The organism is Brevibacillus sp. FW306-2-1A-C05A (assembly GCF_058781555.1).
This window is the reverse complement of the sequence record NZ_JBYSWV010000032.1, coordinates 1-18,760: the sequence shown is the minus strand read 5'-3', so window position 1 is coordinate 18,760 and position 18,760 is coordinate 1. Positions and strand designations below refer to the sequence as shown.

The window sequence follows — 18,760 nt, the reverse complement described above, 5'->3', positions numbered from 1 at the left end:
AGGCCAACAAGCCCATGAAACATAAAGCGATCAGTCTGATGGCGGCTGCGCTGCTCTGCGCGAGCGCATGGACAGCGCCGGTGCAAGCGGCTTCGTTTGCAACCGTTCAGCCGTACTTGACGGATTACAAGATCGGGTTCACCAATGGCAACGCGCTGGTAACGAAAGCCCAGTACGATGCATTCGACTACTCTGCGCACGCGGTGATCGTCACCAAGGCCGGAAAAAAAGGATTGCTCGACGTGCGTACCGGCAAGGAAATCACTCCCGCCGTCTGGGACGAGATCGAAATTCCCGGCTCGAATAACATCGCCATCGTGCAAAAAGGCGGCTGGTTTCAATACATCGACCTGACGACGAAAAAGCTGTCAGCCACGAAGTTTGCAGGGGCGCACAGCTACTATCTGTCTTCTGACCATGACCCAGTCATTGTGCTGGGCGGACAGACTTCCATGCTGCTGGACAAAACGGGCAAGGTGCTGATTCCTCCCGTGGCAGGCAAGCTGTCCATCGTCTCGCTGATTCCCCCAGAGGCAAAGGGCGATCAGGAAGCAGACGCGACGCGCTATGTTGTGGCGACGACCGCGAAGGCGATGACCTTGTACGATCTGGTGACGTTCAAGCCGAGATTTTCCTTGCCGGGGGCCGCGCTGATTCCCAATGAAGGCGGGCCAAAGACTGCCTATCTCAAGGTGCGCTCGGGCGGCAAGGAAGGTCTGGTCGATGTGAATGGACAGTACGTGCTGCCTGCGCAATACAAGGCGATCTACACCTGGAACCATGGATATTTTCAACTGGTGGGGCCAAACGGAGTCGGTTTGTGGAAGGACGGACAGCTTTTGGCGGAGCCGCTCCATGCCGAGGTGGGATTTGCGCATAGCAACCCGGATTTGTACTGGACCGTCTCCAAAGATATTGTGACCTACCATTCCATCGCCAAAGGAACGGCTCATTCGTTGAAAAAGGGCGCGGACTATTTGCGCGACAGCTACGTGCTGGGACAGGACCCGAAGACGGGCATGTACGGCGTTGTGCAGGTAGACGCAGGAGTGGTGATCCCGTTCGTGCATCCGCGCGTGGAAGGGCCGCCTGCCTCCCGTCTGCTGGTGCGCAGCGACGGGAAAAAGACGATTCTCCCCGGTTGGGAAAAGCCGATCCGCGAACCGGACTTCTGGTTCGATTCGTTGACGCCGTTAGGCAGTTACGGTCTGCAGAGCGTCAAGGACGGCAGCAAAATCGGGCTGTATTCGGAGCGCGAAGGTTTGCTGCTCACACCAGCAGAAAATCGGGTCATTCGCTATGAGGAAGCTACGGGACAGGTGGTGGTAACCGAGCCGGATGGAAAAGTGCTACGCTTCGGTGGCATTAGTGGCAAGCCGGAGAGCGAACACGACGTCCAGCCGTTGTCCGAGCAGTTGAATGCGGTGTACGAAGCGGGCAAAGGGAGCGTAATCGTCGACCGTTCGACCGATAAACCGATCAGCAAGCATTATGAACAGCTTTACGCAGACGATGCCTCCAAGCTGATCGTCGCAGCAGATGGGCAGACGGCTGACCTGTACACGCCAGACGGCACGCTGCTCACGACAGAGATCAAGCTGGCGCGGTGGAAGGGGCGCTACGACGCTCCGCCCGTCACCATCATGCAGGTGGGCGACGCCTTCTACACATTGGGCGTGAAGGAGGGCACAAACAAGCGGGCATTCATCCGGATCGCAGACGGGCAGTTGCAGGTCGCAGGCGAGTTTGCGTATCGGGAGGCTGCGGAAATAGCGATGGGCGAGAAAAAAGCGGCCGTTGCGATGCGGGCGGACGGGACGCTCGATGTTTGGGCGCAGGAAGGCAGCCGGCTCGTGCAAAAGCTGGCGAACGCAACCGGATACGAGACAGCCTCTACTTTCGACAAGCTGCTGGTGCAAACGAAAGATGGCTGGGATGTGTACTCCTCTTCGCTGGAGCGCATCACCACAGGGAACTACCAGTCGTTGAAGCCGCTGCCGCAAAGCGACAAAAGACCAGGCGTTGTCGTCTACCAGGATAAGCAGACGGGCTTGTACGGGCTTTTGGCAGCAGACGGCAGACAGTTGACTGCTCCCAGGTACGAAGCGATCAAGCCGTCCGGCGAAGTCTTTCCCGGACTTTGGCTGCACGACGACACACAGCCGCCATTTGCGTTTGCGACGAAGGACCAGTTCGGCTATCTCGATCAGGACGGCAAAGAGCTGTTTACGACCAAGTTCCTGACGAAAAAGCCTGTGATTACGTATCGCCCGCTCCAGTTGCAAAGCTTCGAGGCATATACGACACTGATGAAACAAAACCCGCTGGAGCTTGTCGACTTCGGCAAGCCGTATAGCTGGTCCGGGAAGGGCAGCAGCGAGAGCAAGTTTTACGCGAATCTCGCGCTGTATGTGGGACTGCCACAGGGCGCAGGAAAAGCAGAGGTGTTCGCGGCACTGGAAGCAAAAGGCGCGATCAAGCCCGATGCGAAACGCGCTGATATGAGCGACGAAGACATGTACAGCCTCGCCTACTTCATGGCGACAGGCAAAAGCAGCCAGTCGCTGACCGCCAAGGAGTTGACGGAATGGGCGCAAAAGCGGGGCATCGTGCCGCAGCGTGGAGGCATGAGCTACTATATGTCGATGGATTTGTACAAAGAGTATCACCAGATGTTTTTTGCGGAGCTGTTACGATCGGTGGCGGGGAAAAAGCTCGCGAAGCCGAAAGTGCTGAAGGCTGGAGAGCTGTCGCCTGAGCAGAAGGCGCTGGTCGAGACGATGCTGCTGGTCAACGGAAAGCAGGCGAACCAGTTGCCGCTGCCGTTGCCGCAGGCGGAGTGGAACCGGGGCGTTCAAGGATTTTTGACAGCATACCAAAAACAGGCAGCCGGACTTCTTGCCGCCTACGAAAAGCAAGCCGGAAATTGAGCGTGCCGAAAGACAAGCGCGGGAGCATCAAGCCCGCGCTTGTTTTCGCAGGTGCGTGATCTGCTGCTGTAGCAAGCAGGCGGCGCGTTTAAAAGATCGGCCAATATTTCAGCATGAGCAGGTAAAAGGCAGCGTGCACCGCCGCTGTCGCGACCAATGAAACGACGAAGGCGACGAACGAAATCTGATCCAGCTTGTAGGCGACCAGGAAAAAAATCGAAAAGGCGAGAAAGGCAATGAACGTGCCTTCTTCCAAATAAGCCATATGCGCATTCACCTCGTTTTTGTACCTGTCTCCTATTCTAGCGGATTTCGGCCGCGGATGAAGAACCAATCATGTTTGTGAAGGAGTGTCGTTTTCATGTCCATCCATATCGAGCCGTTGAAGCAGCAGGATGCCCCGGCGCTTTTTGCCTTCGAGTGCAAAAATCGGGAGTTTTTCGAGCGGACAGTCCCCAGCCGCGGGGAGGCGTACTATCACTGCGATTATTTTCAAAACAGTCTGCAAGCTTTGTTGGCAGAGCAAGAGCAGCGTATTTCCTGCTTTACGCTCATCAAAAATGCGGCGGGAGACATTTTGGGCCGGATGAATCTGGTCGACCTCGATCACGAACGAGGAAGCGCCGAACTCGGCTACCGGGTCGGAGCGGATGCCGCAGGCAAAGGAGTGGCGTCTCAGGCGCTCAAGCTCCTGCTTACCGAATACATACAGCCGCTCGGTATCCGTGAAGTACAGGCCAAGACGACAGCCGAAAATATCGCCTCGCAAAAAGTGCTGCTCAAAAACGGCTTTGTTTTTCGCGAGACTGACGCTGCGGGATTTTGGCACTACCGCTGGACGCGGTAGCGGTGGATAGTGGCTTGTTTGTGTTTATTTTAGTTATTTGGTATTATATGTAAAGTTCGAAAACTAGAAATCAAAGGAGAATCGCGATGAAATCACGCAGCAAAAGCGTTTTGAATGTGTTGGTAGCCGCTGGAGTGATTGCCTCTTGCGCTGGCTACGCGGCAGCCAATGAAGCAAAGCCAAAGGCAGCCAGTCCGGCCGCTACGGAAAAAGTACTGCGGCTCAATTTGGTCGCGGAGCCGCTCACGGTCGACCCGGCGCTGGCAGAGGATGAAGTATCGTTCATGTTGACCAGGGCGATGTACGACGGCCTGGTTCGCGTTGGCCCGGATGGAAAGCTGCAGCCATCCATGGCGCACAAGATCGAGGTGTCTGACGATTTGAAGACGTACACCTTCCACTTGCGCGATGCCAAATGGAGCAACGGCGATCCCGTCACGGCCTACGATTTTGAATACGCATGGAAGCGGGTGCTCGATCCGAAAACGGACAGCATCTACTCCCATCAGCTCTACGTGATCGAAAATGCCGAAGCAGCCAACAGCGGCAAGGAGAAGCTGGACGCCGTAGGGGTGAAGGCGGTTGATGCGAAGACGTTGCGCGTCGTGCTGGAGGAGCCGACTCCTTATTTTGCCCAACTGACAGCCTTCCCGACCTTTTATCCGGTCAACCAGAAGGTCGTGGCCGCGAATCCGAAATGGGCCAATGCCGTCTCGACGCATGTAGGAAATGGCCCTTACAAGCTCGCTTCCTGGACGCGCGCTGAACAGATGACGCTGGTGAAAAATGCGTCGTACTGGGATCAGGCAGCCGTGAAGTTGGACAAGCTCGCCTTTTCGATGGTTGAGGACGAAGAGACGGAGCTGGCCTTGTTCGATACGGGTGAGCTGGACTGGGCGGGTGCTCCCGGGCAGCTTCCGGCAGATGCTCTGCCAGTGCTGAAGGAGAAAGGGCTTCTGCACACGAAGCCGATCGCGGGTGTCTACTGGTACAAGTTCAATACGGAGCAGGCTCCTTTTACCAATGCGAAAATCCGCAAAGCGTTCGCCTACGCGATGAACCGCCAGGCGATTGTCGACACGGTGACCAAGGGAAGCCAGGTGCCCGCTACGGCAATCGTGCCTGTGACCAATGGCGAGAAGCAGTCTGGCTACTTCAAGGACAATGATCGCGAGACAGCGAAAAAGCTTTTGGCAGAAGGGATGAAGGAGCTGGGAATCGGCAAGCTCCCGCCGATCTCCCTGTCCATGAATCGCTCGGAAAACCATCGAAAGATTGCGCTTGAAGTTCAAAAGCAGTGGAAAGAGGCGCTGGGTGTTGACGTGAAGCTGGTGGAAGAGGAATGGAAGGTCTTTTTGGATCATATAACCGAGGGCAATTACCAAATTGGACGGATGGGCTGGCTGGCGGACTACGGCGATCCTGCGAATTTTTTGGGACTGTTCTACGACAAAAAGGGCGGCAACAACAATACGAACTGGGAAAACAAGCAGTACCAGTCGCTCCTCGACAAAGCGGCGACAGAAGCGGACCCGGCCAAGCGCAAGCAATTGCTGGCGGAGGCAGAAGCCATCCTGACGGAAGAAATGCCCGTGCTTCCGATTTATTTTTATTCGAGCAACTGGGTGCAGGACGAGAAGCTGAAGGGCGTCGTCATGGATGAGTTGGGCTACCTTGATTTCAAATGGGCCACGAAGGAATAACATAGGAAGGCTGATAAAACGAGCAAGCTCCCCTTTTCGACAGCTGGAAAGGGGAGCTTTTGTCTGGGCAAAAGGATCGCGTGGCAGCTTACGGTTCCCAAGGGCGGCCCCGTGCCGAGCGAATCAGGAGAGACGTTCGCGGCGTTGCAGTCGCGCGTCCGAGCGTCCGTCAGCTACGGCTCCCACGGGCGCTCCGTGCCGAGCGAATCAGGAGAGACGCTCGCGGCGTTGCAGTCGCGCGTCCGAGCGTCCGTCAGCTACGGCTCCCACGGGCGCCCCGTTCCGAGCAAATCCGCGAGATGCTTGCTGCGCTTGCGGCTTTAGCCGTGGGAGTCTCAAGGGAGAAGTGTGTCCAAAAACGGATATAGCGACTGGGACCCTGTGAGATAATCGGTTTTTTCGAGCGAGACAGCGGAAAAAACGCCACAGGCCGCGCCCTTGTGGTGTTTTTTTGTGTGCAAAAATGTTGGAATGGCGCGAGTGCTTTGGCTATGCGAAGCGCGAGGGAGCCTTGTGCTCACTGACGAGCGGCTTTTATTCTGTGCCTTTTTGACAGGAAAAGATGTCGGAAGATGAAGGAAAATGCTGGCGAGTCGCGAATTTTTAACGAATAGGCTGGATTTTCCAATCTTGCTGACGATCTCTATACAAAAGGGGAAAGAGAATCTTGCTTGCACGCGTAAAAAACAGCGTTATCGCTGCCTGCTGCCTGATTTTTCTGCTGCCGGCTTCCTTCGCGGAAGCAGCCACACATGTCGAGGTAACAGTCGATCAGTTGAATATTCGCAGTACACCCGGAACAACCTCCCAGATTGTCGGCACGATTTCGAAAGCGACACGGCTGCCGATCGTGCAGGGACAAAAAGATTGGACGCAAGTCAGGCTCAGCAACGGCAAGACAGGCTGGGTCAACAACAAGTACGTCAAAATGCTTGAGATTCCTCAACTGAAATACGTCAAGAGCAACGTGGATATGTTGAACGTGCGGGCAGAGCCAAATGCCACTTCGCAAATCTTGCAAGTCATCGACAAGAACGGAGTTTTCCTGCAAGTGAAAAAACAAGGCGAGTGGGCGCAGATCAAGCTGTCCAACACAACAAGCGGCTGGGTCAACGCACGCTTTTTGGTGGAAACGACGGCGCCACAGCCCGCTCCAGCTCCTGCGCCAGCCCCAACGCCAGTACCGACTCCCGCCCCTGCGCCAGTTCCGCAGCCGACTCCCGTTCCGACCGTGCCGGAAATGCCGATCGAGCTGGGCGCAGGCTCGCTCGTCCTGAACGAGAGCTACGAGGTGTACGCCGCTCCCGACTTTTTGGGCACTGTGATCGGACAGGTCAATGGCGGCTCGACGATTACCCATTACGGCTATGCGGACGGCTGGTACACGATTGACTACTACGGCACGTACGCCTATATTTTCAAGCCAATCGTCCCGGATGAGACAGGCCAGGTGACGACACCGCCCGTCGCGGCGAATCCGGTGCAGCCTGCACCTGCTCCCGCAGAAGAGTCGATTCGCGTCAGAAACGCCGATACCAATCTGCGCAGCGGTCCCGGCACGAACTACCCTGTGGTGGGCAACGTGCAGCCGGGCCAGACTTTCCCGATTGTGCAAATCGTGGGAGACTGGTACGTCATCCGCATGCCTGACAACTCGCTCGCCTACATCGCAGGCTGGATCGTCGACCGCATCCCTGCGGCGGGCAACCTGTCGCCAGTCGGTGCAGGGACACCAGGCGTCGGCTATAACCAGGGCATGATCGGCAATGAAACCGTCTATATTTACCACACGCACAACCGCGAGTCGTGGCGCAACGTCGCGCGCAACACCCAGGGCAGCTCCGTCGACGACCCTGAAATCAACATTACGCTGGTCGGCAAGCGGCTGGGGGAAATTTTGCAAGCAAAAGGCATCCCGGCGATGGTCAACCAGGATGACTTCGCCCAGAAGCTGGCCGAGCAGAAGAAAAGCTATGCGATGTCGTACACTGAGTCGTACAAGGCGGTGGCGGCAGCGGCGACGACCAGTCCGAACCTGAAGTACATTTTCGACATCCACCGCGACAGCGACGAGCCGCGCAGCAAGGTGGCAATCACGATCAACGGCAAGACGTACTCGCGCATTTTGTTCGTGATCGGCACAGCCAACCCGGGTTATCTGGAAAACAAAAAGCTGGCCGACGCCCTGCATGCGCGCCTCGAGGCATATTATCCCGGCTTGTCGCGCGGCGTCATTTTGAAAGGGAAAAACGAAGGAAATGGCGTGTACAACCAGTCGATTTCTTCGGGCAGCCTGCTGCTGGAATTTGGCGGAACAAACAATACGCTGGAAGAATGCTACAATACGGCTGAGGCTTTTGCCGAGGTGTTCGTGCAGCACATGCTCGAATCGCAAATCGCCTTCAAGTAACGACAGACAGCCCGTTCCGTGTCGCTCGCAGCGCAAAGCGGATCGGGCTTTTGCGTGCGAAAGCGCATAGCGAGACGATGAACGAAGCGAAAAGCAAAGACGTGTGCGCCTGGGGGCGGAGGCTTTTGCCAATTGGCTTGGGCCTTGGTTTTGCGCGCATCCAAGTTTTCGTACTGCTGGCGGACGGCTTGTTTTGAGGCGAACACCAGTGCATGGGCGAGACAATGCCGCCGCACCGCGCGCTCGGAGTTGCACGCGGTGCGAAAAGAAACAGGAATGACTTTGGCAAGCAGCCAGGCTTCATCGGGCGCTCATCGCCTTTACGCCAATAGGAAAAAAAAGAATTTGTCAGGAGGGCATACATGACTGCTCATCAAGAACAAGGCGAGTCGAGCCTGGGGAGGTTGCGCCATGACTTGCGCGGGGACTGCGAAAAATGCTTCGGGCTGTGCTGTGTGGCGCTGCCTTTTGCCGCTTCCTCCGACTTTGCCGCAACCAAGGACAAAGGCACCCCCTGTCGCAACTTGCAGGACGATTTTCGCTGCGCGGTTCACCAGAGCTTGCGCCAGCTCGGCTTTCGCGGCTGTACCGTGTACGATTGCTTTGGCGCAGGGCAAAAGGTTTCACAGGAAACGTACGCCGGACGCGACTGGCGGCAGGCGCCGGAGCTGGCCAAGCAAATGTACGAGGTGTTTCCGCTCATGTGGCAACTGCATGAGCTGCTCTGGTATTTGACCGAAGCGTCGACTTTGCAGCCAGCCCGTCCGCTGCACGCAAAGATCAAGCGCGTCCTGCGCGAGACGGAGAACTTTACGGAGCTGGCCCCGGAAGCGCTGTTGCAAGTGGATGTTGCCGCTCAGCGGGCAAAAGTGGGCGAACTGCTGCGGCAGGTGAGCGAGCTCGTCCGGACAGAAGCCTGTCGCCAGCAAAAAGGGGGGCGGGGAAAAGCGAACCATGTTGGCCGGGGCGCTGATCTCATGGGGGCGAAGCTCAGAGGCGCCGACCTCAGGGGAGCCAATTTGCGCGGAGCGTATCTCATCGCGGCTGATCTGCGCGGAGCGAACCTCAGGTGGGCCGACCTGATCGGCGCAGACTTCCGCGATACCGATCTGCGCGGGGCCGATTTGACCGACAGCCTGTTTCTCACTCAGGCACAGCTCAACGCGGCAAAGGGGGACGCCTCCACGAAAATACCCCCGTCGTTTACGCGCCCGCCGCATTGGGCTGGCTCTTCGGCCTAGCAGCGGCCGGGGTTGTCGGTCTAATAGCGGCCGGGCTTGTCGGCCTAGTAGCCGCCGGGCTTGTCGGTCTCGCAGTCGTCGGGCTTGTCGGCCTAGCAATCGCCGGGCTTGTCCGCTTGACATCCGTCAGCCAGCGAAAGCGAAACGAAAAACCCCGCGTGATAGCGGGGCTTTTGCGCTTTTGCCGACAGGGCAGACCTCTCGCCAAAAGAGGTCTTTTTCCGATCGGATTAAAAAGGAATGCGCTTCGTATGAATCACATAATGGTGCTTGGCTGCCCAGACGTGCAGTCCGCTCCAAAACTGCTCGCACGCCGCGACGATTTTTGCCGGATCAGCCAACTCGCCCGACATCACCAGCTTTGCCACTTGCTCGTAGCCATCCGGTCGGTCCGTCAGCAGGAGCGACTCCGGCAACACCTGGGCGCCTGTCGAATAGCAGGTGCGATGGTGCAGCCCGAGCAGCATCGCTCCGTATTGGGCAAACTGCATGGCTAGATAGGGCAAGTAGGTGTGCGGGCCGTTCAGGTGGGCATTGCGCAGCTTGCCGATAAACTCGTACATTTCCCCGACGAGCACGCCGTTGATCGCCTCTGTGAACGCTTCCTGGGTAGGCGATTGCGCCGCCTTTTTCAGCGCGGGAAAAAAGTCCTTTGGATCGTACAGAGCGAGCGGAGCAAAAAACGCGCCGTGCGACAGCGGCCAGCCTTCGTCAACCGTGGCGGCCATGTGCAAAAGCACGTTGGCGCTCAGCACGTTCACTTCGGCCTTCCATGGCCCGGCTGACCATTCATGGCTGAAATCGACGTCTTCGTCCGACTCCTCCAGCACGCAAAACATTTCGATATCGGAAAAAGGGCCGTCTGTCCCGCGGGCAACCGAGCCGTAGACGCCGATCGCCAAAATTTTCGCGCCGTACACCTCATGCAGCCTGGCGGCGATTTCCTGGCACGTTTGCAGTCGCTCGTTGCGCGTTATGTTTACAGGTCCATTCATGTTCATTTGTACACATCTCCCTTTGCAGTGGTTGGTGGGTGAGTGGTCAAACGGACAGGAACGGAGGGCCACGGGATTAACGGGGGACGTGTTTTGGATGCATGAATAGGCTCCTCCTCGTAATGTGTTGGGGGTTCGGTTTCTCATTTCTTTCAGTTTAGCGAGTTTTCCGCTTCTTTACCATCCGTTTTATATGGCCTTGATTCAGACAAAAAAAGAAGACGCTGTCACACGTCTTCTTTTTCATCTTCTTCTGGGGCCTTGAACCCAATTCGCTTGGGAGGATTAGCTGGATCGGCTTTTTTGACGGCCATTAACAAAAAGCTGATTTGCGTAACATGCTGGATCAGCTCCACCGGCGCGCCGGTCTCTGTCGTTCCGAAGAAGCGGATCAGGCTCGGATTGTAGTAGCCGATCCCTTCGACGCGCAGTGTGACGTTTTGTCCAAACGAGACTAGCCGCATCCCGACCTCGTGCTGTTCATCCAGCGCAAGCTCAAATTCCGCAATCATCTGGATCAATCGCTTGTGAAACTCGCTCGCGAGGTTTTGATCCGGCTGCACTTCGAATACCGGAAGCTCATTGTCTTTCAGTTTTACTGCCTGTGGGGATGTTGGTAAGCTGTATTCGTTGACTGCCATGGCCATACCCCCTTTTCAGATAATTATAAACTATGAAAAAGATTTGAAAAAGGGGGAGTGGGTACGGGAAGAGGCATAAGTGCCAATCCCCTCCTGCGGATTAATCCGGGGAGGGGATTGGTACTTGGACCAAAGCAGACAAAGATTACAACGCCTGCGCTCTTGTCTTGGAAGGATTTGTAAGGAGACGCAAAAAATATCGTTTCATGTTGGCAGATCGTTCGCACAAAATACAAACGAACGTTCTTGTTTTGGGGCAAACAGCAAAAAAGAGCGGCAATCAGGATTGAGAAAGACGTCCTGGAATGCCGCTTGTGTTCGTTCATTTATTCAACGATTGGCTTCTTCGTCAGTTACACCTTATTCTCGCGGAATGCCTGCTTTACCCGCGCAATTTGGGCGAGGTGGTCGCGGACATGCTGGACGCGATATTCCAGCAGCTCTTTGAACGTGAATCGCGCTCCATCGGGATATTGCCCGACCCGCTCAAGCTGCGCGGAAGTCAGATTTTCCAGAAGCGGCAGCATGCTGGCCCGCAGCATTTGGAACAGGAGCATGTGCTGCTCGCGGTCCAACCGCTCATAGCCAAGGTGATCCACCCAGGCTTCCTGATTAAACGATAGCAGAAGCGGTTCTTCCTCCGCCAACACTTTTCTCAGCCGATGCGTAGACAAAATCTCGGAATCTGTTACATGAATCAGAATCTGGTGGATGCTCCATTTGTCCGGTGCAGGCTGGAAACGCAGCTCTTCCTCAGACAATCCTTCTACGGCTTCTCGCAACGGCTCACAGCCTTGGCGGTACTCTTCGATCAACTTTTCCATTCGATCCTCTCCCTTTTGCATCATGCATGTGGCTGGCCATGATTGATAGTAGTATTCTTCGTAAAGAACAAGTACCTTCCCGGCTTTCATCCATAGTCAGTCTTCCAAAAGTGATTGCTTCAGAAAATCGCTACATCTGCAAACAAGAAAAAACCCTTATAAAATAAGGGTTTTCGCATAGGTGCCTACATATCGTTTTACCGATTATCCACCTTCTCCGGATACATATCATGATTCATCAGCCGATAGCTCGCCATCTCCTCATACTTCGTCCCTGGACGGCCGTAGTTGCAGTACGGGTCGATCGAGATGCCGCCGCGCGGGGTGAATTTGCCCCACACCTCGATATATTTCGGGTCCATCAGCTTAATCAGGTCGTTCATGATGATATTCACGCAGTCCTCGTGGAAATCGCCGTGGTTGCGGAAGCTGAACAGGTACAGCTTCAGCGACTTGCTCTCGACCATTTTGATGTCCGGGATGTAGCTGATGTAGATGGTGGCAAAATCCGGCTGTCCGGTAATCGGGCACAGGCTGGTGAATTCCGGACAGTTGAATTTGACGAAGTAATCGCGGTACGGGTGCTTGTTGTCAAAAGACTCCAGCACGCTCGGATCGTAGGAATAGCTGTAAGTCGTTCCCTGGTTGCCCAAAAGGGTGAGGGAAGACAGATCGCGTTGTTGTTCGCTCATGGATGTTTCCTCCTCGTTTCTGTTTATCTGTTCCTGGTTTGTCCTTTCATCTACACGCTTGCACGTACACCTCTACACGCCGCGCTTGTTTCCCCAGACCAGCGCGTGGAGCTGCGGGAGCACCTTGGCGTCGTTCAAATCGGGGGCGGCCATCGCCTGGTCGATCAGCCATTCAAAGCTTTCCAATAGCTTTTCTCTCAGTTCCTGCGTGTCTGCGCTGACGAGATCGCTATTTCCCGGCTGGAGGAAAAAAGGAACCGCCGGATACCGCCGATGAATGTCGCGCGCATAGGCGAAGTCGGCGTCGTCAAACACGACGACCTTTAGGTTCAGCCCCGGATGCTTTTGCTCAAGCAAAGCGTGGACGATGCGGTCGAGCACGGCGTAGTCGGTGTTCATGCCGGAGCTTGGCGGCTTCGGCGAAATGGTGATGTCGTCGATCAGGGGCAGCCATTCCTGCCAGCGGCTTCCTTGCGTTTCCAGCGCCGTGCGAATGCCGCGTTCCTTTAAAAACGAGACAAGCTCGCCCATGCCTGCGAGCAGCGCCGGGTTGCCGCCGGAGATCGTGACGTGGGAAAAACGGTTCTTCCCCAGACGCTCCAGCTCCGCCCAAATTTGCTCCGGCGTCATCTGCCTGATTTCATCCTGCGCCGAGCCGTCCCAGGTAAAGGCGGAGTCGCACCAGCTACAACGGTAGTCGCAGCCTGCCGTGCGGACGAACATCGTCTTTTGGCCGATGACCATGCCTTCCCCCTGAATCGTCGGGCCGAAAATTTCCAGAACGGGAATGCTCACTCCATCATCCACTCCCGTCTCGCCTCGGCATAGCTTGTCGGCGTTTCAAACAGGCGGACAAATTCGACGCGAGCGCCGCGGTAGCGGTCGCGATAGGCGTCAGACTGGAGCTGCTCTTCCATTTGTTCAAACAGCCAGACCACCATGTTTTCAGCGGTCGTATTCATCGGAGGCAGCATTTCGTTCAGGTAGCGGTGGTCGAGGTAGATTTCGATATGCTCCTTCCAGATTTGCTTGATGTCGCCAAAGTCGATGACGAGCCCGATTTCATCCGGGTAGCCGCTGATCCCGAACACGACGTGGTACGTGTGGCCGTGCAAGTTTTTGCATTTGCCTTCGTAGGCGTGCAGATGGTGCGCGGCGTCAAACGTAAACTCTTTGCTCACCAGCACGCGTTTGTTATGGTAACGCAGTTGCGATTTTTGAATATGGGTGCCCAGTTCCTGCATGCGGTCAACGATGCGAAAGTCAAAGTTGGCGCTCATCAGGCGTGTGCTCCTTGTTCATTTTTTTCGGAAAGATACGCGTCCAGTCCGGCTTTGCGCAGGCGGCAGGCAGGGCATTCGCCGCAGCCGTCGCCTTTGATGCCGTTGTAGCAGGTGAGGGTTTTCTCGCGAATATAGGTGAAGGCACCCAGTTCATCGGCCAGCTTCCACGTTTGTGCCTTGTCGAGCCACATGAGCGGCGTATGGATCACAAACGGATAGTCCATCGACAGGTTGAGCGTCACATTGAGCGATTTGATAAATGCGTCGCGGCAGTCGGGATAGCCGCTAAAATCCGTTTCGCAAACGCCTGTGACCAGATGACGCGCTCCTTTTTGCTTGGCAAACACGCCGGCAAACGACAGGAACAACAAATTGCGCCCGTCGACAAACGTAGAAGGCAACTGGCCTTCCTCCTGGGTGATGTCGATGTCTGTGCGGGTTAGGGCATTGGGGGCGAGCTGGTTCAACAAGCTCATGTCCAATACGGTGTTGGCCACGCCCAACTCGCGGGCGATTTGCTGGGCGCATTCGATCTCCAGCTTGTGCCGTTGCCCGTAGTCAAACGTGATCGTTTCTACTTCGCCGAATTGCTGCTTGGCCCAGAACAGGCAAGTGGTGCTGTCCTGACCTCCGCTGAACACAACGACGGCTTTTTCCTTTTTCATGCTCTCCATCTCCTTATTCGTAGTCATGGAAGAAAGAGAGTTCTTGAACCTGCTCCTGTAAAAAAACAAAACAATACCAAGGGATCGGTACTGTTGTCCACCTTAGTTTTTTATAGAGGGAGTTCGCGAACCTCTCCCGCGCAAGTCGCGCGGATTTCGTATGCAGTTGGGCGGCATGCTGTCGCCCTGAGCCATTATACTACAGATCGGCTCGTCATGGGAAACGGTGAGCGAAAAAACGATTGACGGAATATGGTGGTACTGCTAGTATTTTTTAATAACACCAATGGAGAAAATTTCCCATTATCCTCTGGTTCGAATTTATAATTACGCAGGTTCACTCCTGTTTTTTCAATTGTGATTCACGATATTATCCTGTCGATGGAATAATTAGCAAAAAGATTAGAGCGGAACGGGTGATTCAGATGCGAGAGGTCCCATTAGTGGAGGAGTATCGCGGCGGTATTTTGGAAAACGTTCATTCGGGCATGATCTGTGGGGTGGGCGAAGACGGACAGGTGATCTATGCGGCGGGAGATGTGGAGCACGTCGCTTTATTGCGCTCGGCGGCCAAGCCGTTTCAAGCGATTCCGGTAGCCAGACAAAACATTGCCGAAACATTCGGACTGACAAGTCGGGAGGCGGCGCTGTTTGCGGCTTCGCACCGCGGTGAGGTCTATCATCTGGAAGCTTTGGAGTCGATTTTGTCCAAAACAGGCATTCGGGAAGACGAGCTGCTTACGTGCCCGACGTACCCGTTAAATGAAGAACCGAAGTTTGCCTGCTTGTCCCGGGGCGTAGCGAAGCGCAGGCTGTTTCACAACTGCGCAGGAAAGCATCTGGGTTTTTTGGCGTTGTCCAAAGAGCGCGGCTTTTCGACCGACGATTACTACAAGCAGGAGCATCCGGCCCAGCAGGAGGCGCTCGCCGCTTTTGCGAGCCTGGCGGACTATCCGAAAGAGAAAATCCGCCTTGCCGTCGATGGCTGCGGCTTTCCTGTCTACGCCTTGCCGCTCAAGCATTTGGCGGTGGCGTACATGAAGCTCGCTTGCCCGGATCTGATCGCCGACCAGCCGACGCGGGAGGCTGTTCAGAAAATTACAGGCTGGATGACGGCCCATCCGGAAATGATCGCCAGCCATCGTTTCATCTGTACAGCGCTGCTGACCGATCCGAACATCATTGCCAAAGGCGGAGCGATGGGCGTATATGGCTTTGCGCTGAAAAAGGAGCGGATCAGCTTTTCGCTGAAGGTGCTGGACGGCTCTGAAGCAGTCTGGCCGCTCGTCATTGCCGGGATATTGGAACAGATTGCTTACAGCAACAAAGAAACGATCGCAAGACTGCACGCCCTGTCGTCAAAGGAAATCGCCAACGACAACCGACTGATCGTCGGGGAGAAACGGCCCGTTTTTGTACTGGAAAAACGGTGACCGCGCGCCGCGCTTGCGCCGGGGCGGAAACACTTCGTACAATGTCCGTAAATGTTTGCGGACGAAGGGAGAGTGCGACATGCTTGTGGAAGTAATTGCGACTTCGGTAGAGGATGCCAGACGCGCAGAGCAAGGAGGCGCAGATCGGCTGGAGCTGATTTCCGGCATTTTGGAGGGCGGCCTCACGCCGAGCTGGGGCTTGATTGAGGCGGTGGTCAAGGCGGTGTCCATCCCGGTCTATGTCATGGTGCGGCCGCACAGTCAATCTTTTTGCTATACCGCAGACGAGCTGCGCGTGATGAAGGAAGACGTGCGCGTCATTCGCGGGCTTGGGGCGGCAGGCGTTGTTTTTGGCATGCTGACGCCGGAAAAGCAGCTTGATCGGCACGGTCTGGAGCTGCTGCTTACGGAAGCGGATGGCTTGGCCGTGACCTTTCACCGGGCTTTTGACGAAGCAGCAGATCAACGGGAGGCGGCCCGCATTTTGTTGCAATACCCGCAGGTGCGCACGATTCTCACTTCAGGCGGAAAACGGACGGCCATAGAAGGCGCAAGTTGCATTGCCGAGCTGGTTCGGATGACAGCACAGACGCCGCTTGGTATTTTGGCAGGAAGCGGACTGTCAGAAGCGAACGCTCCCGAGCTCATCAGACAAACAGGCGTGAAAGCGGTGCACTTCGGCACTGCCGCCAGAGAAGACGGACAGGCTCTGCGCTACGTGGATGCCGAGCGGGTCGCCGCGATCAAGCGCGCTTGCCAGCTTGCAGAAAAATAAGCCCCTGCCTCTGTCCCAAGACACAAGCCGACGCCCTCACTTTTGCAGAGGTGTCGGCTTGTTTTGGATTCGCTTCCGTATGTAATAGCAGGCGACCAGTAGCAGCGGGTACAAGACCGCCACGGTGAAATCAAAGAGCGGCCAAAACGTATAAGCCTGCAGCAAAAACGTCTCGTTCGGCAAAAGGATGATCGCGCCGACGACAAATAACAGACAGGTCGGATAAGTAAGAAGCTTGTACTCTCGCAGCTTCAAAAGCTGCTGAATTCCCAGGCAAAAGCCGTACATGTACGTGACTACCTTGAAGTAGATCGAAACGAACCACATCAGCGCCATCATCGCCTCCTGTCGTTGAAAAAACTCCCCGACGTGCACCCGTTTCGCAAGCGAGTAGCTCGGAAAATTGTCCTGTGCCGTCATCGAAGGCCCGAGCACCAACAGCGTCAGTATGATGATTGCGATGAGGCAGATGCCGCCGTACGTCGCCCCGCGCAAGAAAGCAGGGGTAAGTTTTTGCGACGGATCAACAAAAGGGGTAATCATTAAAAAAATGATGAGTTCAGAAAACGGAAAGGCGATCACAGAAAAGGAGCCGTGAATGGCCGGGCCGATGCCGTTTTCCAAAACAGGCTGCAAGTTATGGATGGAAAACTGCGGCGTCAGCAAGAAGAAAAAGGAGAGAAAGGTAAAGACGAACCAAACATAAAAAATTTCGCTGGTGCGGGCGAACGTCTCCAACCCAAGGCGCGCACCAAAGAGAGCGCTCGCCACGAGCAAAAAGATGACGGCAACGCTTGGCGTTTCTTTTAAAATTTGCGAGGTCATGAAATCGCCAATGGCCCGCACGTAGACAGAGCCGTTAATCAGCACTGTGAACAGAAACAAAATGGACAGGCAGGTGCCGAGCCAGCGGCCGAAAATGAGCATGTTTTTCCCGATCAGCGTATGCTCCCGGTAGAGGTGGCTGATGATGCAGTAAAGGTAGACGATAGCCAGACCTATCAGCACGCCGATGATCCCAGACAGCCAACCGTCGTATTTGGCTTCTTTCGCTACGGCTGCGGGCAGGATCAGGATGGAATCGCCAATCGTAATCAGCGTAACGAGAATGGTGAATTGACGAATGCCGATCGTTCCGGGCTTTTGCATGTGGCTTCACCTACAGTACGTTTATCCCCCTATTATTTCCAAAGGACGGCAAAGCCAAAACATCCTGCAGCGGTCGGTCGTAGTCATGGTCATCCAAAACTTGTAACAGTCGTTTTTTGAATTGTATGATAATAGACAGGCGGTTGAGGCGGACTTTTACAGGAGGGATCAGGAGCGGTGGATTTGGAGAAAAGCTTGTCAGCGATCTTGCAGGAAGCGAAAGGGGCATGGGGCGTCGTGGTAAAAGAGCTGGCTGTGCAAAATGGCGCGTATTTTGCGCATCGGCCGGACGAGCTGTTTATTGCCGAAAGCGTCATCAAGGTTCCGATTATGGCAGCCGTCTATGCGGCCTGTGAGCAGGGAAAGGCTCGCATCGACGCACAGTTGGCGCTGCGCAAAGAGGATTTGGTGGGAGGATCGGGCTTTTTATATGCGCTTTCGCCAGGCTTGAAGCTGTCGATCCGCGACCTTGTGACCTTGATGATTATTCAGAGCGACAATACGGCGACGAACATGCTGATTGATCTAGTTGGAAAGGAACAGATTGACAGGACCATGCGCGAGCTGGGGATGGAGCGCAGCCGCTATTCCCGCAAGCTGATGATATACCCGCAGGACGTGACGGAAAACAACATGATTACCGCGGGCGATGTGGCGCGGATGCTGGAGCAGATCGCGTGCGGCGGCCTTTTTTCGCGGTGGGCAAGCGCCGATATGATCGCGATTATGCAGAAGCAGCAAGTTCTCCACGGCTTGCCGTCGCAGCTTCCGTCGCGCAGCGGGGAGGATGGACAAGCGGCCTGGGAGCTGGCGTGCAAATCGGGTTGGGATACGGGAAGACAGCATGACGTTGGCATTTTGTCCGTGCAGGGACGGCAGTTTGCGATTGCCGCCTTGTCCCAGGATGTGAGGGCGGAAGCGGCGTTGCATACACTGGGTTTGCTGGGCAGAGCGGTCTACGACTTCGCCGTGGCTTGAGTGCTGGCGCCAGGGGCCGCCAGCTTGTCGTCCGCTTTTGCTGCCCAGCATAAGGGCGGTTGGGCCTGTTGAGCGAAAAGTTGACCGGCTCGCGGTGAATGCTTGCTGATCGTAACCCGGCTTTCTTTAATATAGAAAAGAAAATGCGAGGCGACAGACTGACCACTCGTCTGTCGCCTCGCTCGCTATTTTTC

The 18,760-nt window shown here is 55.6% G+C and carries 18 protein-coding genes and 1 riboswitch; of the genes, 9 read left to right on the top strand and 9 right to left on the bottom strand.

The window, feature by feature from the left end; all coding sequences use genetic code 11:
- Window positions 1-14: 14 nt before the first annotated feature.
- Window positions 15-2,930 carry a WG repeat-containing protein gene (locus AC3WJN_RS17950; protein WP_007784361.1) on the top strand — a complete coding sequence of 972 codons (2,916 nt, stop codon included), beginning with the start codon at window positions 15-17 and terminating at the stop codon, window positions 2,928-2,930.
- A gap of 88 nt (window positions 2,931-3,018) precedes the next feature.
- Here the strand turns inward: AC3WJN_RS17950 and AC3WJN_RS17945 are convergent, their stop codons facing one another.
- On the bottom strand, window positions 3,019-3,195 hold the full coding sequence (locus AC3WJN_RS17945; protein ID WP_007784359.1) for a hypothetical protein: 177 nt from the start codon (window positions 3,193-3,195) through the stop codon (window positions 3,019-3,021).
- Between the two features lie 96 nt (window positions 3,196-3,291).
- Here AC3WJN_RS17945 and AC3WJN_RS17940 point away from each other — a divergent pair, with 96 nt between their 5' ends.
- The 5 genes from AC3WJN_RS17940 to AC3WJN_RS17920 all read left to right on the top strand — a co-directional run bounded on the left by AC3WJN_RS17940 (window position 3,292) and on the right by AC3WJN_RS17920 (window position 9,131).
- The gene (locus AC3WJN_RS17940) at window positions 3,292-3,777 is read left to right on the top strand and encodes a GNAT family N-acetyltransferase (RefSeq protein ID WP_007784356.1); all 486 of its coding nucleotides are present in this window, start codon (window positions 3,292-3,294) and stop codon (window positions 3,775-3,777) included.
- An 86-nt stretch (window positions 3,778-3,863) separates the two neighbouring features.
- Entirely contained in the window at window positions 3,864-5,480 is a 1,617-nt protein-coding gene (locus tag AC3WJN_RS17935) for a peptide ABC transporter substrate-binding protein (protein WP_005830400.1), read from the top strand.
- Between the two features lie 111 nt (window positions 5,481-5,591).
- A complete protein-coding gene (locus AC3WJN_RS17930) occupies window positions 5,592-5,804 on the top strand; it encodes a hypothetical protein (protein ID WP_129552181.1) in 213 nt (70 codons plus the stop codon).
- Window positions 5,805-6,147: 343 nt separating this feature from the next.
- Window positions 6,148-7,890, top strand: coding sequence for a stage II sporulation protein P (gene spoIIP, locus AC3WJN_RS17925; protein ID WP_007784355.1), 1,743 nt, complete (start codon window positions 6,148-6,150; stop codon window positions 7,888-7,890).
- A 362-nt stretch (window positions 7,891-8,252) separates the two neighbouring features.
- Entirely contained in the window at window positions 8,253-9,131 is an 879-nt protein-coding gene (locus AC3WJN_RS17920) for a pentapeptide repeat-containing protein (RefSeq protein ID WP_007784353.1), read from the top strand.
- 230 nt (window positions 9,132-9,361) lie between these two features.
- On the opposite strand, the gene AC3WJN_RS17915 is transcribed toward AC3WJN_RS17920, so the two are convergent.
- The 7 genes from AC3WJN_RS17915 to queC form a co-directional block, all read right to left on the bottom strand.
- Window positions 9,362-10,132 carry an ANT(4')-I family aminoglycoside nucleotidyltransferase gene (locus AC3WJN_RS17915; protein ID WP_005830394.1) on the bottom strand — a complete coding sequence of 257 codons (771 nt, stop codon included), beginning with the start codon at window positions 10,130-10,132 and terminating at the stop codon, window positions 9,362-9,364.
- 221 nt (window positions 10,133-10,353) lie between these two features.
- Window positions 10,354-10,767, bottom strand: coding sequence for a DUF6173 family protein (locus tag AC3WJN_RS17910; RefSeq protein ID WP_005830393.1), 414 nt, complete (start codon window positions 10,765-10,767; stop codon window positions 10,354-10,356).
- Between the two features lie 353 nt (window positions 10,768-11,120).
- Window positions 11,121-11,612, bottom strand: coding sequence for a DinB family protein (locus AC3WJN_RS17905; protein ID WP_255344299.1), 492 nt, complete (start codon window positions 11,610-11,612; stop codon window positions 11,121-11,123).
- A 176-nt stretch (window positions 11,613-11,788) separates the two neighbouring features.
- On the bottom strand, window positions 11,789-12,283 hold the full coding sequence (gene queF / locus AC3WJN_RS17900; RefSeq protein WP_007784349.1) for a preQ(1) synthase: 495 nt from the start codon (window positions 12,281-12,283) through the stop codon (window positions 11,789-11,791).
- 72 nt (window positions 12,284-12,355) lie between these two features.
- On the bottom strand, window positions 12,356-13,078 hold the full coding sequence (gene queE, locus AC3WJN_RS17895) for a 7-carboxy-7-deazaguanine synthase QueE (RefSeq protein ID WP_025848229.1): 723 nt from the start codon (window positions 13,076-13,078) through the stop codon (window positions 12,356-12,358).
- Complete coding sequence (gene queD, locus AC3WJN_RS17890) at window positions 13,075-13,563, bottom strand: 6-carboxytetrahydropterin synthase QueD (protein ID WP_007784345.1); 489 nt, start codon at window positions 13,561-13,563, stop codon at window positions 13,075-13,077. Before queD ends, queE begins: the two co-directional genes overlap by 4 nt.
- Entirely contained in the window at window positions 13,563-14,231 is a 669-nt protein-coding gene (gene queC / locus AC3WJN_RS17885; protein WP_005830383.1) for a 7-cyano-7-deazaguanine synthase QueC, read from the bottom strand. Before queC ends, queD begins: the two co-directional genes overlap by 1 nt.
- 96 nt (window positions 14,232-14,327) lie before the next feature.
- A riboswitch (PreQ1 riboswitch) is annotated at window positions 14,328-14,371 on the bottom strand.
- Window positions 14,372-14,656: 285 nt separating this feature from the next.
- On the opposite strand from queC, the gene AC3WJN_RS17880 reads away from it, so the two are divergent.
- Window positions 14,657-15,664: an asparaginase gene (locus AC3WJN_RS17880; RefSeq protein ID WP_035317349.1), complete on the top strand. Its 1,008-nt coding sequence runs from the start codon at window positions 14,657-14,659 to the stop codon at window positions 15,662-15,664.
- 79 nt (window positions 15,665-15,743) lie between these two features.
- On the top strand, window positions 15,744-16,439 hold the full coding sequence (locus AC3WJN_RS17875; RefSeq protein ID WP_007784340.1) for a copper homeostasis protein CutC: 696 nt from the start codon (window positions 15,744-15,746) through the stop codon (window positions 16,437-16,439).
- Window positions 16,440-16,475: 36 nt separating this feature from the next.
- Here AC3WJN_RS17875 and AC3WJN_RS17870 read toward each other — a convergent pair whose 3' ends face one another.
- On the bottom strand, window positions 16,476-17,588 hold the full coding sequence (locus AC3WJN_RS17870) for a GerAB/ArcD/ProY family transporter (RefSeq protein ID WP_007784338.1): 1,113 nt from the start codon (window positions 17,586-17,588) through the stop codon (window positions 16,476-16,478).
- A gap of 177 nt (window positions 17,589-17,765) precedes the next feature.
- Here AC3WJN_RS17870 and AC3WJN_RS17865 point away from each other — a divergent pair, with 177 nt between their 5' ends.
- Window positions 17,766-18,566: a serine hydrolase gene (locus AC3WJN_RS17865; protein WP_007784337.1), complete on the top strand. Its 801-nt coding sequence runs from the start codon at window positions 17,766-17,768 to the stop codon at window positions 18,564-18,566.
- Window positions 18,567-18,760 lie beyond the last annotated feature (194 nt).